The organism is Undibacterium umbellatum (genome assembly GCF_014284125.1).
GTDB classification, from domain to species: domain Bacteria; phylum Pseudomonadota; class Gammaproteobacteria; order Burkholderiales; family Burkholderiaceae_D; genus Undibacterium; species Undibacterium umbellatum.
In genome coordinates this window covers 641122-655592 of record NZ_JACOFX010000001.1, presented here as the reverse complement: position 1 = coordinate 655592, position 14471 = coordinate 641122, and the positions used below count along the sequence as shown (strand labels likewise).

Annotated in this window: 13 protein-coding genes and 1 tRNA gene; 12 read left to right on the top strand and 2 right to left on the bottom strand. The window is 48.6% G+C overall.

Features of this window, described 5'->3' with window-relative positions; genetic code table 11:
- The first annotated feature begins 15 nt into the window (after positions 1–15).
- From rbfA to H8L47_RS02980, 12 genes are all read left to right on the top strand, one after another.
- Positions 16–405, top strand: coding sequence for a 30S ribosome-binding factor RbfA (gene rbfA, locus H8L47_RS03035; RefSeq protein WP_186951742.1), 390 nt, complete (start codon positions 16–18; stop codon positions 403–405).
- A 46-nt stretch (positions 406–451) separates the two neighbouring features.
- Complete coding sequence (truB, locus tag H8L47_RS03030; RefSeq protein WP_186951741.1) at positions 452–1378, top strand: tRNA pseudouridine(55) synthase TruB; 927 nt, start codon at positions 452–454, stop codon at positions 1376–1378.
- 123 nt (positions 1379–1501) lie between these two features.
- Positions 1502–3334: a translational GTPase TypA gene (typA, locus tag H8L47_RS03025; RefSeq protein WP_186951740.1), complete on the top strand. Its 1833-nt coding sequence runs from the start codon at positions 1502–1504 to the stop codon at positions 3332–3334.
- 128 nt (positions 3335–3462) lie between these two features.
- Positions 3463–4332: a DMT family transporter gene (locus H8L47_RS03020; RefSeq protein ID WP_230413553.1), complete on the top strand. Its 870-nt coding sequence runs from the start codon at positions 3463–3465 to the stop codon at positions 4330–4332.
- Positions 4333–4435: 103 nt separating this feature from the next.
- Complete coding sequence (gene trhP, locus H8L47_RS03015; RefSeq protein WP_186951738.1) at positions 4436–5800, top strand: prephenate-dependent tRNA uridine(34) hydroxylase TrhP; 1365 nt, start codon at positions 4436–4438, stop codon at positions 5798–5800.
- Positions 5801–5877: 77 nt separating this feature from the next.
- Entirely contained in the window at positions 5878–6708 is an 831-nt protein-coding gene (locus H8L47_RS03010; RefSeq protein WP_186951737.1) for an amidohydrolase family protein, read from the top strand.
- Positions 6709–6738: 30 nt separating this feature from the next.
- Positions 6739–7062: a DUF1294 domain-containing protein gene (locus tag H8L47_RS03005; protein WP_230413552.1), complete on the top strand. Its 324-nt coding sequence runs from the start codon at positions 6739–6741 to the stop codon at positions 7060–7062.
- Positions 7063–7181: 119 nt separating this feature from the next.
- The gene (locus tag H8L47_RS03000) at positions 7182–7571 is read left to right on the top strand and encodes a cupin domain-containing protein (protein WP_186951736.1); all 390 of its coding nucleotides are present in this window, start codon (positions 7182–7184) and stop codon (positions 7569–7571) included.
- Between the two features lie 140 nt (positions 7572–7711).
- On the top strand, positions 7712–8758 hold the full coding sequence (gene dusA / locus H8L47_RS02995) for a tRNA dihydrouridine(20/20a) synthase DusA (RefSeq protein WP_329605420.1): 1047 nt from the start codon (positions 7712–7714) through the stop codon (positions 8756–8758).
- Between the two features lie 359 nt (positions 8759–9117).
- A tRNA-His gene (locus H8L47_RS02990) sits at positions 9118–9193 on the top strand.
- A gap of 174 nt (positions 9194–9367) precedes the next feature.
- Positions 9368–10084 (top strand): trypsin-like serine peptidase, encoded by a 717-nt coding sequence (locus tag H8L47_RS02985; protein WP_186951735.1) that lies wholly within the window; start codon positions 9368–9370, stop codon positions 10082–10084.
- Between the two features lie 66 nt (positions 10085–10150).
- Complete coding sequence (locus H8L47_RS02980; protein WP_186951734.1) at positions 10151–10327, top strand: hypothetical protein; 177 nt, start codon at positions 10151–10153, stop codon at positions 10325–10327.
- Between the two features lie 286 nt (positions 10328–10613).
- Here the strand turns inward: H8L47_RS02980 and H8L47_RS02975 are convergent, their stop codons facing one another.
- Positions 10614–11408: a hypothetical protein gene (locus H8L47_RS02975; RefSeq protein WP_186951733.1), complete on the bottom strand. Its 795-nt coding sequence runs from the start codon at positions 11406–11408 to the stop codon at positions 10614–10616.
- Positions 11401–14136 carry a hypothetical protein gene (locus H8L47_RS02970; RefSeq protein WP_186951732.1) on the bottom strand — a complete coding sequence of 912 codons (2736 nt, stop codon included), beginning with the start codon at positions 14134–14136 and terminating at the stop codon, positions 11401–11403. The genes H8L47_RS02975 and H8L47_RS02970 overlap by 8 nt, the downstream gene beginning before the upstream one ends.
- Positions 14137–14471: the final 335 nt, after the last annotated feature.

The following is a 14471-nucleotide window of genomic DNA, read 5'->3' as shown; positions in this document are numbered from 1 at the left end:
AGATGTAAGAAAATTATGGCAAAACATAGCAAAAATATCCCCGGTCGTGGCCTGCGTGTAGCAGACCAGATTCAACGTGACCTGGCAGAAATCATCTGGTCTGAATTAAAAGACCCACGTGTAGGCATGATCACCTTGACTGAAGTACAGTTGACCGCTGATTACGCCCATGCAAAAGTGTATTTCACCACCTTGGTGGATGACCCAGTCGCCGTCAAAAACACTATAGAAGCTTTAGTCAAAGCATCTGGCTTCCTGCGCAATCAACTGGGCCTGCGTTTGCATATCCATACCTTGCCGCAACTGCATTTCGTACATGATACTTCCACTATGCGTGGCATCGCCATGTCGAGATTGATAGATGAAGCCAATGCCACCCGCGCCAAAGACGACGGCGAAGAGTAAATCTTGAACGATACATTGCGCAGCCTGGCAACAGGCTGCTGACAACATGACGACTCCGCAGATTAAACGAAAGCGTGTGCCTGTGCACGGCGTATTGCTATTGGATAAGCCCGTGGGTTTTTCCAGTAATGATGCCCTGATCAAGGCCAAGCGTTTTCTGAATGCCGCCAAAGCCGGGCATACCGGTACGCTCGATCCATTCGCCACTGGTCTGCTGCCTCTGTGCTTTGGTGAAGCCACCAAGTTTTCCCAGGATTTGCTGGAAGCTGACAAGACCTATACCACGGTCGTACACCTCGGTATTACAACGACGACGGGTGACACCGAAGGTGAAGTGCTGGAAGACAAACCAGTTGATGTCAGTCTGGTGCAAATCCAGCATGCTTTAAGGCAATTTGCTGGCCCGATACAGCAAGTGCCACCCATGTATTCTGCGCTAAAGCGTGATGGCAAGCCTCTGTATGAATATGCGCGCGCGGGTATCACACTGGAACGTGAAGCACGTAGCGTCATCATTCATGAGCTGGAATTGCTGGCGTATGAAGCGCCTTTTTTGAGTCTGAAAGTCAAATGCAGCAAGGGTACGTATGTGCGCGTGCTGGGTGAGGATATAGGCGCAATGTTGGGTTGTGGTGCGCATTTGAAAGAATTGCGCCGCATCGGCGTAGGTCATCTGGTATTGGAGAAATCCATTACCCTGGAGTATCTCGAAAGTCTGCCAGAGCCAGATCGACTAGCATTGCTGGACCCCGTTGATGCTTTATTGTCCAGTTTTGGCCCCGTATACCTGACCGATGAACTGTCACGCCGCTTCCTGCATGGTCAGCGTCTGCCATTAAATAAAGAAGATTTAGCCATTGAAACTGGGCGAGTTCGCGTCTATCGTGAATCAGACGGGCAGTTGCTGGGTTCGGCCCAGTTGCAGGAATACGGCATACTTGCGCCCGAGCGCCTGATTGCCACTGAACATTAATTGTGTCATCGCGCGGTAGCAACTCCTTGAAATAATAGGAGTTTTTCTACTTTTGCGCTGCAACATGTTATAATCGCAGGTTATCCGATTTACCTCATAGATTTACCCAATAAGAACGCTATCATGTCTACTTCAAAACGCGCTATTCGTAACATCGCCATTATCGCTCACGTCGATCACGGCAAAACCACTCTGGTTGACCAGTTATTGCGTCAGTCCGGTACTTTCCGCGACAACCAGCAGGTTGATGCCCGTGTTATGGATTCGAATGATATCGAAAAAGAGCGCGGCATCACTATTTTGTCCAAAAACTGTGCTGTTGAATACAAGGGCACACATATCAACATCGTCGATACCCCAGGCCATGCTGATTTTGGCGGTGAAGTAGAACGCGTCTTGTCCATGGTGGACAGCGTTTTGTTGCTGGTAGATGCACAAGAAGGCCCTATGCCACAAACGCGTTTCGTTACGCGTAAAGCGTTGGCTTTGGGTTTGAAGCCTATCGTTGTCGTCAACAAAATCGACCGTGAAAACGCTGATCCACAAAAAGCTGTTAACGCAACTTTTGAACTGTTCGACAAACTCGGCGCAACTGACGAGCAACTCGATTTCCCTATTGTCTACGCATCCGGTTTCAAAGGCTATGCAGGTCTGGAAGATACAGTGCGTGATGGTAATATGGAACCATTGTTTGACGCTATCCTGGAACACGTTCCTGCGCGTGAAGATGATCCTGATGGTCCTTTGCAATTGCAAATCACTTCCCTGGAGTACTCTTCCTACGTTGGTAAAATCGGCGTTGGCCGTATCCTGCGTGGCCGCGTCAAGGCATTGCAAGATGTTGTCTGGATGAATGGTCCTGAAGACAAGCCTACCAAGGCACGTATCAATCAGGTATTGACATTCAAAGGCCTGGACCGCGTTCTGGTTGATGAAGCATTGGCTGGTGACATCGTCCTGATCAACGGTATTGAAGAAATCGGTATCGGCTCTACTATCTGCGCACCAGACACGCCTGATGGCTTGCCCATGCTGAAAATTGATGAGCCTACACTGACCATGAATTTCATGGTTAACAGCTCACCATTAGCTGGCCGCGAAGGTAAATTCGTGACGACACGTCAAATCCGTGACCGTCTGGAACGTGAATTGAAATCCAACATGGCTTTGCGCGTAGTGCAGGCTGAAGGTGATGATTCTACGTACGAAGTTTCTGGTCGTGGTGAGTTGCATCTGACTATCCTGATCGAAAACATGCGCCGTGAAGGCTTTGAACTGGCAGTGTCACGTCCACGCGTGGTCTTCAAAATGGTTGGCGACGTACGTCATGAGCCATATGAAAACCTGACAGTTGACGTAGAAGAAGTCAACCAGGGTGGTGTCATGGAAGAGCTGGGTCGTCGTCGTGGCGATCTGCAAAACATGGAACCGGACGGCAAAGGTCGTGTGCGTCTGGAATACCGTATTCCTGCACGTGGCCTGATCGGCTTCCAGGGTGAGTTCATGACATTGACACGCGGTACAGGTTTGATGAGCCACGTGTTTGATGAATACGCACCAGTCGATAATTCCAAAGGTGAACTCGGCGGCCGTCGCAATGGCGTACTGATCTCGCAAGATGACGGCGCAGCAGTTGCCTACGCTATCTGGAAATTGCAAGACCGTGGTCGTATGTTCGTCAGCCACAATGACCCAGTGTATGAAGGCATGATCATCGGTATCCATTCCCGTGACAATGACCTGGTTGTGAACCCGATCAAGGGCAAGCAATTGACCAACGTTCGCTCTTCCGGTACGGATGAAGCGGTACGCCTGGTGCCACCTATCCAGTTGAGCCTGGAATACGCGGTTGAGTTTATTGACGATGATGAACTGGTAGAAGTTACACCTAAGAGCATTCGTCTGCGCAAGCGCTACCTGAAAGAGCATGAACGTAAAAAAGCATCACGCGACTAAGGTGATCTGTTCTGACTAATGCGGTAGCTAGTATTTTAGTACTGCCGCATGAAGATCAACCCGTTTTGCTCTAGCCAGTTTGGTCAGAGTCAAACGGGTTTTTTATTTGGATCCATATGCAAAATACAATGTCTCACCGCAAAGCGGTGATGCTCATGATTTGTGCTGCTACTTTGTGGAGTATTGCCGGTGTATTTACCCGTCATCTCGAAGTTGCGCGTGATTTTGAAGTCACTTTCTGGCGCAGTTTTTTTGCCGCCGTCTTCATTGCTGGTGTCATGGTCAGGCAATACAAATGGGCCTTCATACCGCGCCTTAAATTATTGGGCAAGATAGGTTTTTTATCAGGCTGCATGTGGGCTACCATGTATAGCTGCTTCATGATCGCACTGACTATGACTACGGTTGCGAATACTTCCATCATGGAAAGTCTGACACCCTTGTTTACAGCACTGCTGGCGTGGCTGGTATTGAGTCAGCGCATACCGGCGCGTACCTGGTGGGCGATTGCAGCAGCCTGCATAGGCATGGGCTGGATGTTTGTTGGCAGTATTTCTGAAGTCGATGAGCGGGGCATGATTGGTATGTTGATCGCCTTTGGCATACCTCTGGCGGCTTCTGCCAATGTCATCATTCTCAAAAAGGGTGGCCATGCAGTTGACCTGGTGCCGGCAGTATTTTTAGGTGGCACTATCTCTGCGCTGATGATGTTGCCATTTGCCTGGCCTTTTCAAGCCTCGCTGCATGATATTGGCATACTGGCGATACTCGGATTCTTTCAATTGGGTTTGCCCTGCATGCTGATGGTCAGGGCTTCGAATAGCCTGACCGCGCCTGAGATTGCCTTGCTGTCTCTGCTTGAGGTCTTGCTGGCACCGATCTGGGCCTGGCTAGGTGCAGGTGAGGTGCCAGCTACTGCCAGTATCTATGGCGGCATCGTCGTACTGGTTGCTCTCGTGTTCAATGAGTTGACCGCCATGCGTGGCAAGGATGCATGATTACGCCAGATTGATGCAGATCAACTAATGGCTGGGTAAATTTTGTCTGAAAGCCTGGATGGCACTAAAATCGCGAACATTTTTCTTTTCGGATTTTCTTGTCATGTTCAAAGCCCCAGAACTTCTCTTGCCCGCCGGTTCGCTGGAAAAAATGCATGCCGCTTTCGACTTTGGTGCCGACGCGGTCTATGCTGGCCAGCCACGCTATAGCCTGCGCGCCCGCAATAATGAATTTTCTACTCTCGATGTTTTGCAGCAAGGCATAGATGGTGCCCATGCGCGCGGTAAGTTGTTCTTCGTCGCCAGCAATATCTTCCCGCACAACAGCAAGCTCAAAACCTATCTGCGCGACATGGAGCCGGTCATCAATATGAAGCCGGATGCCCTTATTATGGCAGACCCTGGCCTTATCATGATGGTGCGTGAAAAGTGGCCAGAAGTGCCAGTGCATCTGTCTGTGCAGGCCAATGCCGTGAATTGGGCAGATGTCAAATTCTGGAAAAAGATGGGTCTTACGCGCGTCATCCTGTCACGCGAATTATCACTCGATGAAATAGAGGAAATTCGCCAGCAATGCCCGGATATGGAGCTGGAAGTTTTTGTTCATGGAGCCTTGTGCATCGCCTATTCTGGTCGTTGTCTCTTATCCGGTTACTTCAATCATCGTGATCCTAATCAGGGGACCTGCACGAATTCCTGTCGCTGGGATTATAAGGTCGAGAATGCTACCGAAAATGAAACCGGTGACCTGGCGCGCATTCCGGTTGAGAGTATCCAGTTCAATTATCAGCAGGCGCTGGAAGAGGCTAATCAATCTTTTTCGGCGATGGGCGACATGCCGCGCCATCCACTTGCTGATCGTCCCTATCTGATAGAAGAGAGTGGCAAGCCTGGTCAGTTCATGCCTATACTTGAAGATGAGCATGGCACCTACATCATGAACTCCAAAGATTTACGCGCTGTTGAGCATGTTGAGCGTCTGGCGAAAATCGGGGTTGATTCCTTAAAGGTCGAAGGCCGTACCAAGTCCTTGTATTATGTTGCTCGCACCGCCCAAACTTATAGACGCGCAATTGATGACGCGGTGGCTGGTCGCCCATTCAATACCGAATTGCTGGGGCAATTGAATGGCCTCGCCAATCGTGGTTATACCGATGGTTTTTATCAGCGCCACCATACGCAAGAACATCAAAATTATATGGAGGGCGTATCAAAGGCGCACCGCAGCCAGTATGTGGGGCAGGTCTTGCAGGTGGTTGATGGCTGGGCTGAAGTCGAAGTAAAAAACCGCTTTGCCGTTGGTGATGAGATAGAAATTATTTCACCGAATGGCAATGAAATGATCAAGCTGGCTGAGATGCGTAATGCCGACAATCAACCTCTGAACATCATAGGCGGGGCAGGGCATAAGGTGCGTATCCCGCTGGATGCCAGACATGAAAAAGCCCTGATTGCGAGGATGTTGTAATCAGAGGGTTGACGCTTCCTTCCTGGCGTGTATCCTTGAATCAAAAGGTATATCAACGTTCGGCAGGGGGCATGACTATGAAAATGCGTCTACAGAATTTCTTATTGACCTGCTCTTTGGTCATGATGTCGGCTCTTGCATTAGCAGCAGAGCCTTTACCTATATTCGATGCCCATATGCATTACAACATCGAAGCACGCAACACCTGGTCGCCGCAGCGTGTTATTGCCTTGTGGCGTAAGCTTGGTATACGCGCGGTATTGGCGACCAGTCGCCCTAATGATGGCACGCTGGATCTGATTGCGCAAAATGCACCGGACATCAAGATCGTCCCTTTCCTGCGTCCCTACAGAGTACAGCCCGACAGGCATGACTGGTTTGCCAATTCAGAGATAGAGCGCTTCGTTGAAAATGAACTGCAGCGCGGCATCTATCGCGGCATAGGGGAATTTCATATCTTTGGCAAGGATGCTGATGCACCCTATATGGCGAAAATTGCCAGGCTGGCCAAGGCACGTGATTTATGGCTGCATGCACATTCCGATGAAGATGCAATAGAACGTATTTTGCATCAAGCACCCGGCGTCAAGCTGATCTGGGCACATACCGGCATGAGCACCTCGCTCGATAAAGTCGAGGCCATGTTTGTGCAATACCCTAATCTGGTCGGTGAATTATCTTTTCGCTCCGATCTTGAGCAAAACGGTAGCCTGAATCCTCAATGGAAGCGCCTGTTTTTGCGCTACCCTGGCAGGTTCGTGCTAGGCACCGATACCTGGGTTACTTCGCGTTGGGATGATGTGCCGCAGTTGATAGGCTTTTATCGCCGCATGCTAAGTGAGTTGCCAGCAGATATTGCAGAGCGCATTGCGTATAAGAATGGACTGACCATGTTTGGTCTGCAATAATCCGGGCTCTTTCACCTGCTCCGCGATGGTATGGATTTTTTTGATCAAATTGCAGAAGTCTTTTCTTTGGTGCGTAGTAAGCAGCAACTGCAATGGCTGGGCGTAGCCATTATCTATGGCACCATGAGCATTATCACCCTGATCATGTATGGTCTGGATAAGGCGGCAGCACGCAAACGTGAGTCAAGAATTTCAGAGCGTAGCTTATTATTGTGTGGGCTTGCGTGTGGCTGGCCGGGTGGTATGCTGGCACAAAGATTATTTCGCCATAAAACCGTCAAACCCTCTTTCCGGATAGCATTTGCCGGCACAGTCATTTTCAATTGTCTTGTCCTTAGCATGCTTTTCTTATAACTTCCAATTTCGTTGAACTCACTGATGCACTATTATTAAAATATTAATATCTATTTTTGTTCCATGAAGACAGTCAAGACTATTCTTGTAATAGATCCGTATTTTTGAGGAAGCTAAGCATGAAAATAGAATCTCAAAAAACCTATGTTGCGCTGGCCGCCGATGGCATGGCGACCGTGTTGGCAGGTGGGCCTGCGTTTTGGAGCTTGCCGGAATCGGAAATTGATGCTTTTGGCAAGCACTGGCTGATCAGCGAATTCAGTTGTGACGCAGACTGGCCCAACTGGGAAATGCATCCACATGCAGATGAATTCGTCTATTTGCTATCTGGGCTGGCTGACTTCCACATAGAGCTTGACGATGTAGTCCAGAATATCCAAGTTAAGGCAGGGGAGGCCGTGCTCGTGCCCAAAGGGCGATGGCACACAGCGAAAGTGTTTGCGCCCTGCCGTATGTTGTTCATGACGCGGGGCGAAGGCACGCAGCACAAATTGGTGATCAAGGAGTAATTTCCTAGACATTCACTTATTTGCAATGTGCAGGATTGTGTTACCTGCTGTCTTGGATTTGACGACGCATGCGTCATTCAAAGGCGATTTCCCAATGACAAGGTACAATACGGTATTGAAAATTGCCGTATTGTTTTATTGTGAATACAAAACCGCTACCACCACGCCGCATCTCTGTGGCCCCGATGCTCGATTGGACAGACAGGCATTGCCGCCAGTTCCATCGTCATATCACTCGCCACTCCTGGCTGTACACTGAAATGGTGACAACTGGCTCACTCTTGCATGGAGATGTGCAGCGCCATCTGGAATTTAATCCTGGTGAGCATCCCGTTGCTCTGCAACTGGGTGGTAGTGAACTGGCTGATCTGACGCATGCGGCCAAGCTGGGCGAGCAATGGGGTTATGATGAAATCAACCTGAATTGTGGTTGTCCGTCTGAACGTGTGCAAAAAGGTGCATTCGGTGCCTGCCTGATGGCAGAGCCGCAGCTGGTTGCTGATAGCGTCAAGGCGATGAAGGATGTGGTCTCCATTGATGTCACTGTCAAGCACCGTATAGGTATCAATGAAGTGGATTCTTATGAATTCATGCGTGACTTTGTCGGCACTGTCGCTGACGCAGGCTGCAAGACCTTCATCGTGCATGCGCGCAATGCCATCCTTAAAGGCTTGTCGCCCCGTGAGAACCGAGAAATACCGCCACTCAAATACGATTATGCCTATCGCCTGAAGAAAGAATTTCCAGAATTGGAAATCATCCTCAATGGCGGTATTAAAACCCTGGAAGACATGGATGCACATTTGTTGCATGTCGATGGTGTCATGATAGGGCGTGAGGCTTATCACAACCCGTATTTCATGGCCAGTTTTGATGAGCGCTATTATGGCGATGCAAGTCCAGTCAAGACCAGGGAAGAAATTCTCGAACACATGATCCCCTATATTCACAGGCAGCTGGAATTGTATGGCAATGGTGGTAAAGGCCTGCGTTTGAATACCGTCGTACGCCATATGCTGGGACTGATGATGGGCCTGGTTGGTGCGCGTGTGTTTCGCCAGATACTGTCAGACAGCAAGAAACTCGCATCTGGTCAGCCTGAACTGTTACTGGAAGCTGCCAGGGCCATGCAAAGCGTTACTGCATTTGACAGGAGTAAGGAAGAGCAAATGATCGTGGCGGCCTAGCCAAATAAAAGCCTGGGTTACGCAGCCAGGTCTTAAACTCAATACATGAGCTAATTTGTAAGTGAAAAGCGAGTATTCGTAAGAATTTGTAATACATAGTGGTGTGGTGTCCGTGCAGGAATATATTGCTGATGTTTCATTGCACGCTCCTTCAACTCACTACCTCAAGTGAGATTTCGCCTACGCCTTTAAAGCGTAGGCTTTTTTATGTCTGCTCATATTTGGCAAGAGGGGAGGGGCTTTTAATGCTCGCAAATGCCCTTGAGTAGGCTTTTCCCAAGAATGCTATTGCCTTCAAGCCAAATTTCTCGTATAATGCGTAGCTCTCTTGCACTGCAATACGCAGGGAAAATGCAGTGGTGGCCGTAGCTCAGTTGGTAGAGTCCAGGATTGTGATTCCTGTTGTCGTGGGTTCGAACCCCATCGGTCACCCCAGAAATTCAAACAAAAAGCCCGCTTCTAGCGGGCTTTTTGTTTGCGCTCATATTTGCTTTGTATCTTGTTCATGCTCCCAGTTTGTCAAAACAATAAAAAATGTTGTTAAAAGGTTATTTATCGTAGGTATTATGCTATCTTTTTCTTGCTAATACTTGCAGAGCGGAGGGGCTTATGAGTGTGATAATTGAGCAGATCGCCAGAGCAGAGCAAAAGGCCAGTGACTTTGATCTGGATGCAGATATCCTATATAGATGTGACAAGACTCCCGCCCAATTATCGACAGTCAAGCAGCAGGTAGAGCGCAAACAATTTCTGCGTGAAAGTATGGGGGATGCTGGAAAGGCCGATGCTTTTTTTGAGCGTATCTTGCTAGTTAATGAATTGCAGGATGTTAATTATCTGGCGCGCGGTCTGGTCGCTGCCAGATCGGTGGCCAGAATCGCGATTCACGGCCTTGATGGAAGTCAAATCGGTTGGGGTACAGGTTTTCTGATCGGTCCCGGTGTCTCGCTGACCAATCATCATGTGTTGCCAGATGCGCCAAGTTGCAAGAGCTCCAAAGCGCATTTCAATTATGAGTTGAATGAAGCTGGTGAGCAAACTGGCCCTCAGATATTCAAGTCGCATCCCCACCGATTATTTCAAACCAGTGTAGACCTGGACTTCACTGTGGTCGCGGTGGATGAAAAAGCCAGTAACGCTGAAGTGCATTTATCGTCTTACGCCTATCTTCCCTTGATTGAGGCGACAGGCAAGGTGAGTGATGGTGAATGGCTGACCATTATCCAGCACCCTAATGGCGGTCTCAAACAGTTGTGTGTGCGAGAAAACAAGTTGATCAAACGTACCGAGAATGAACTCTTGTACAGCACAGACATCTTGGGATGATCTTCAGGCTCCCCTGTTTTCAACAATGACTGGTATGTCGTTGCACTCCACCATAGCGGTATTCCCTTGAAACTGAATGACAAGGTGCAGACCATAGATGGCCGTGATTTTGATCCTGGCCGCGATGCCGAGGACCGCATTAAATGGGTGGCAAATGAGGGTATACGTGTGTCGCGCATCATCAATCGTAGTGGAAAGCAAATTTGTCGACATTGTGAGGTTAAATTTGTCGACAAATTATGATTGGAAAGAAAATTTTTCTGGAAATTCTCAGCGTATTTCCCAATTTTGCGCAATGGCGTCATCCAAAACTACAAACGATGATTTGTCCGTAACCGAGTAATCGCGACTCGTGCCTTGAGGCTCAACAGAGGTCTATTGGCAATCAATGACGGGCATGATGCATATAACTCCCGACAGTTGCTGCAGCGATAAGGAGCATCCAGAAATTGTGCGTTAAGAAATTAGTCGCTTGAAAAAGGCGACCTCTAATAGTTAACAATTACGCGAGTGTTGACCAAACTGTTATTTATTCATCGTATGCAGTCATTTGCGCATAATCCAGTCGCCGCCAATGTATCTGGGCCTTGTTATTAATCTTGTAGTCGATCTTTTGTTCGCCTTGGTGATGCTGTAGACCGTTCATTAGTAAATCAAACCGCTCAGGATGGCTGTGAAGTCCGCCTTCGCGTCCAATATTGGTACTGCGACTGACTAATGGAGCCAGTACAAAAAGCTTATCCTGGAGATTCATCACTTCGGACAGACTCAAAGTCCAGTCATATTGATGCGGATAACGGTGTTCATCATTCCACCATGCGGGCTCAATGAAATTCTTCCACTGAAAAGCGTTGATGACCATGCCCCATGGCGAGAAGAACTGGCTGATACCCAGGTCCGCAACTGGCTCGGTGCGAATGCTCGTAACAAACAAATTGAGCAGCATGATACGCACATCAAACAATTGATCTGTCTCTATGGTTTGCTGGTACCACAAAGCCAGCTCAGCAACGTCAGGCGACAACACAATATCATCTTCGAGATAAATATTGACCTGGCTACCCAGGTCAAATGCATACTGCATGGTGTAAAAGGGGTTGCCTCTGATACCAAGCTGCTGAGGGTTGCTTAAAATTGTGCGAGGCATGAAGTCTATAGCCTCGCACAGTTGCGCACATTCTGGACAACCCGGCTCCAGTCCAATGAACAAATGCCATTGCTCGATACCACGTACTTGCCGCAAATGTTCCAGTGTTTGACGTAAGTAATGCGGCCGGTCGGTCACTGTCAAGGTAACCGTCCATTGAGCCGCTTGATCAGCCATGCACCTTCATGTTTAAACGTGGAACCGCATAGCCTGAAAAATGTATTTCTATACCAGTGGCTTTTGAGAAGTCGACACCAGGATTGAATTTCGCTGGCAGCGTAATACCAAAGCTTGCGTAAGGGCTCAAGGCAATGCGCTTTTGGTTACCACCGGTGCCGTCACCACCCAGTGAGCCGCCAGCAATGGTAACCGGCTGCCCGTTTTGCAGGGTGTATTCATACACACTCAGTACTTGATTATGCGTGTAGTTGGTGGCTGCACCATGCTGGTCTATCAAGACCACGCGCCCCTGGTGCAGAAATTGTACATACACATTTCCACCTGCCGGCGCAGTGACGCCTTGAATGTAAATTTTGAAATTAGTAAGCAATACATTAGACCAGCCAAGGAAACTGCTTTCATCCAGGGTAATTTGAAAGTTGAACAAGCCATTTTGTTGGAAGCTGGCGAACTGTTCGGGCCGGGTTGTTGGATCCAGCAGAATTTCGATATTATTCAATGGCTGACTAGGCTGACTGTAATTGTTGATGCTATTAATAATCTGCGCCTTGAGATTATTATGAAAAATACCTAGCCCAACGAATGAGTTGTCGCTGATGGTGAAAGGATTATCCTGTTGACTCCAGTAATCATAGGCGCGATTTTCCTGATAAAGGTATTTCAGGCACAGCCTTTTGTAGTCCTGATATTGAGTGAACAGAAAATTGCGATAACTAATCAATCCCGGCACGTTTTCTTTGGCTATCTGGGCTTTAATCCGGTTCACTTCTGCTTGTTTTTGGTTTATCAAGCCAGTAAGCGCAATATATTGAATGCAGTCGTTGGTGTATTCAAGTAATTTGCTGTTGCGGCTTTGTGCTATACCTATATAGTCATGCACCTGTTTTTTATAGTTCTGCGCTTCAGGCATATCCAGATAGGGTTGCAAGCTTTTATCAAAATCGTTTTGCTCTGCAATCAGCTTACTGGAATCATCCACGTCGCTGCCACCGGTACTGATTTGCTCCCATATCTTGCTGATGCTGGCCGGATCAGCCTTGCTCGGCACAGGATTAGTCACCAGGTTGCCATTTTCAATGCCGATGCCAATGTCAGCAAAATCTTTGACTGCGGTGCTGACCGTGCGTGCGGTAGGGTCGCTAAAGGCGGAGTAGACATCGACACCGACAGTGAGGATGGTTTTAAGAAGTGCTAAAAAGCTGGCGAAGGAGCAGGATTGCCCTTTGGCTTCTACTGCTTTTTTAAAGCTGTCGTCAGCAGCGGTCAATACATAGTGTTGAGCAACCAGGGCGTCGGTCAATTGAATGATGGTGGCACCGGTATCATTGATTTTCGTGTAATAGTCCTTTTGTGCCTGTACATAGTTAGTGATGGCGGTCTGTGCATTGGCAATGGCGTCGTTCATGCCATCAAATTCATGACTTTGACCGTTCAGATAAGCGGTGTACTGGTTATAGGTACTTTCTACTTGCCCACCTGTACTCAACATGCCATCCAGCATTTGCGTATATAGATCCAGCGTTACTATCGGTACGTAATTGATGGGGTTGCTAAAGTAATCCAGCCCTTGGCCGATTTGTTTTTGCAAGATCTTGCAACGTTGATTCAATCCGGCCAACTCGGTATTCAAGCCAGCATCACCACTATCACCACTGGTCAGTTGCTCCAGCCATTGATAATAATTCAGTGCCTGGGCCAGGTTGTTACCAAGATAGGCAACTTCCGCGTAATCAAGGGTTAACTGGACCAGGTTCACGGTAGTCAAATCTGGTATGAACAATTTAGTGATAATGGGTTGCTGACTGAGGTCAGTCGCGGCATCCTTGCCCTTTACAGCAGGTGCTGCTGCCTTGCCATCCGTGCCAGCGGTGCCATCTTGCGCTCCGCCTTGACGGTCATCACTCAATTCCCACACTTTTGTATTGAAGTGCCCACCTTGTTCATGCTCAACGGCAATGCGACCACCGATGCCCGCAACACCAAAGCCACCACATTTACCCGGATTGCTCGCCGCACCTGGATTGCCGCCCGTATTGGCGACAGTTACTTGACCAGTCGCCAGTACAGTCATAGTGTGCACAGTCACAAGGCCGCCATCGCCACCATTCCCACTGGCACCAGCATTGCCACCGTTACCAGCACGGCCGCCATCGCCACCAGCGGTGGCTTGCGTGACCGACCAGCCATCAGGATGCTGTGGATCATGTTGCACGCGGTTAATGATGGCGTCGTTGCCATTGTCGCCCGTCAAACCATCACCACCTGCCTGGCCATTTTGCCCTTGTTGGCCATTGCCGCCTTTGGCGCTCAAACTCAATTGGCCGTTGATACTCGATGCAATAATGGTGATATTGCCAGCACTGTCGCCTTTACTTGCAATTGCACCCGATGCGACGCCACCACTGGCACCATCTACACCACCTTTATCTGACGCACTGCCGCTGGCAGCCTTGGGGGGATTAATCGGCACGACAGGCTGATCATAACTTTTGCCGCTGCTATCAAATGCGGCGCCTGATGCGCAATTGATTTGACGGGCTGTAATAACAATATTTTTACCCGGAAGGCTGAAAGTTTGACCAGGCACGGTCAGTGTGTCTACATATAAATGCAGATCAGTCGTGGGATCGAGGTCTGCGGGGTCAAGAGTATATTCAACGGCAAGTATTGTACTTACGCCATTAAGTGTTTGTTTTTGTACTGCGAAGAATGGAGGTGTATTCATGGCATTAAATATACTCAATTGGTTAAGATGCAGAGGTATTGATTCTATTGTAAATTTTCAAATTGGCGCGCTTTTTATGATTATTGAATACGAAAATTTATAATTTTTGCACGCCATGAGATTTTTTTATTATTTTCCTCATTGGCGTCGTTGAACGAGGTCGGCCGGCAGGTTCGTCGGACTTGTTCAAGCTTATCTGAAGGTCACAAAATACTGCGTGCCCGCGCTTCGAAGGTCTTTTTTCATTGCAACTGGCAAGGCATTCACGTCAACGGTGGGGCAGGTGCTTGTGTCTATGAGTTGTAAATCATCGCGGCGTCGGTTCATGGCGCTAA

Excerpts from the sequence above, each read along its gene's own strand:
- rbfA (WP_186951742.1), top strand. The coding sequence starts at position 16 with ATGGCAAAACATAGCAAAAATATCCCCGGTCGTGGCCTGCGTGTAGCA.
- truB (WP_186951741.1), top strand. The coding sequence starts at position 452 with ATGACGACTCCGCAGATTAAACGAAAGCGTGTGCCTGTGCACGGCGTA.
- typA (WP_186951740.1), top strand. The coding sequence starts at position 1,502 with ATGTCTACTTCAAAACGCGCTATTCGTAACATCGCCATTATCGCTCAC.
- H8L47_RS03020 (WP_230413553.1), top strand. The coding sequence starts at position 3,463 with ATGTCTCACCGCAAAGCGGTGATGCTCATGATTTGTGCTGCTACTTTG.
- trhP (WP_186951738.1), top strand. The coding sequence starts at position 4,436 with ATGTTCAAAGCCCCAGAACTTCTCTTGCCCGCCGGTTCGCTGGAAAAA.
- H8L47_RS03010 (WP_186951737.1), top strand. The coding sequence starts at position 5,878 with ATGAAAATGCGTCTACAGAATTTCTTATTGACCTGCTCTTTGGTCATG.
- H8L47_RS03005 (WP_230413552.1), top strand. The coding sequence starts at position 6,739 with ATGGATTTTTTTGATCAAATTGCAGAAGTCTTTTCTTTGGTGCGTAGT.
- H8L47_RS03000 (WP_186951736.1), top strand. The coding sequence starts at position 7,182 with ATGAAAATAGAATCTCAAAAAACCTATGTTGCGCTGGCCGCCGATGGC.
- H8L47_RS02985 (WP_186951735.1), top strand. The coding sequence starts at position 9,368 with ATGAGTGTGATAATTGAGCAGATCGCCAGAGCAGAGCAAAAGGCCAGT.
- H8L47_RS02975 (WP_186951733.1), bottom strand. The coding sequence starts at position 11,408 with ATGGCTGATCAAGCGGCTCAATGGACGGTTACCTTGACAGTGACCGAC.
- H8L47_RS02970 (WP_186951732.1), bottom strand. The coding sequence starts at position 14,136 with ATGAATACACCTCCATTCTTCGCAGTACAAAAACAAACACTTAATGGC.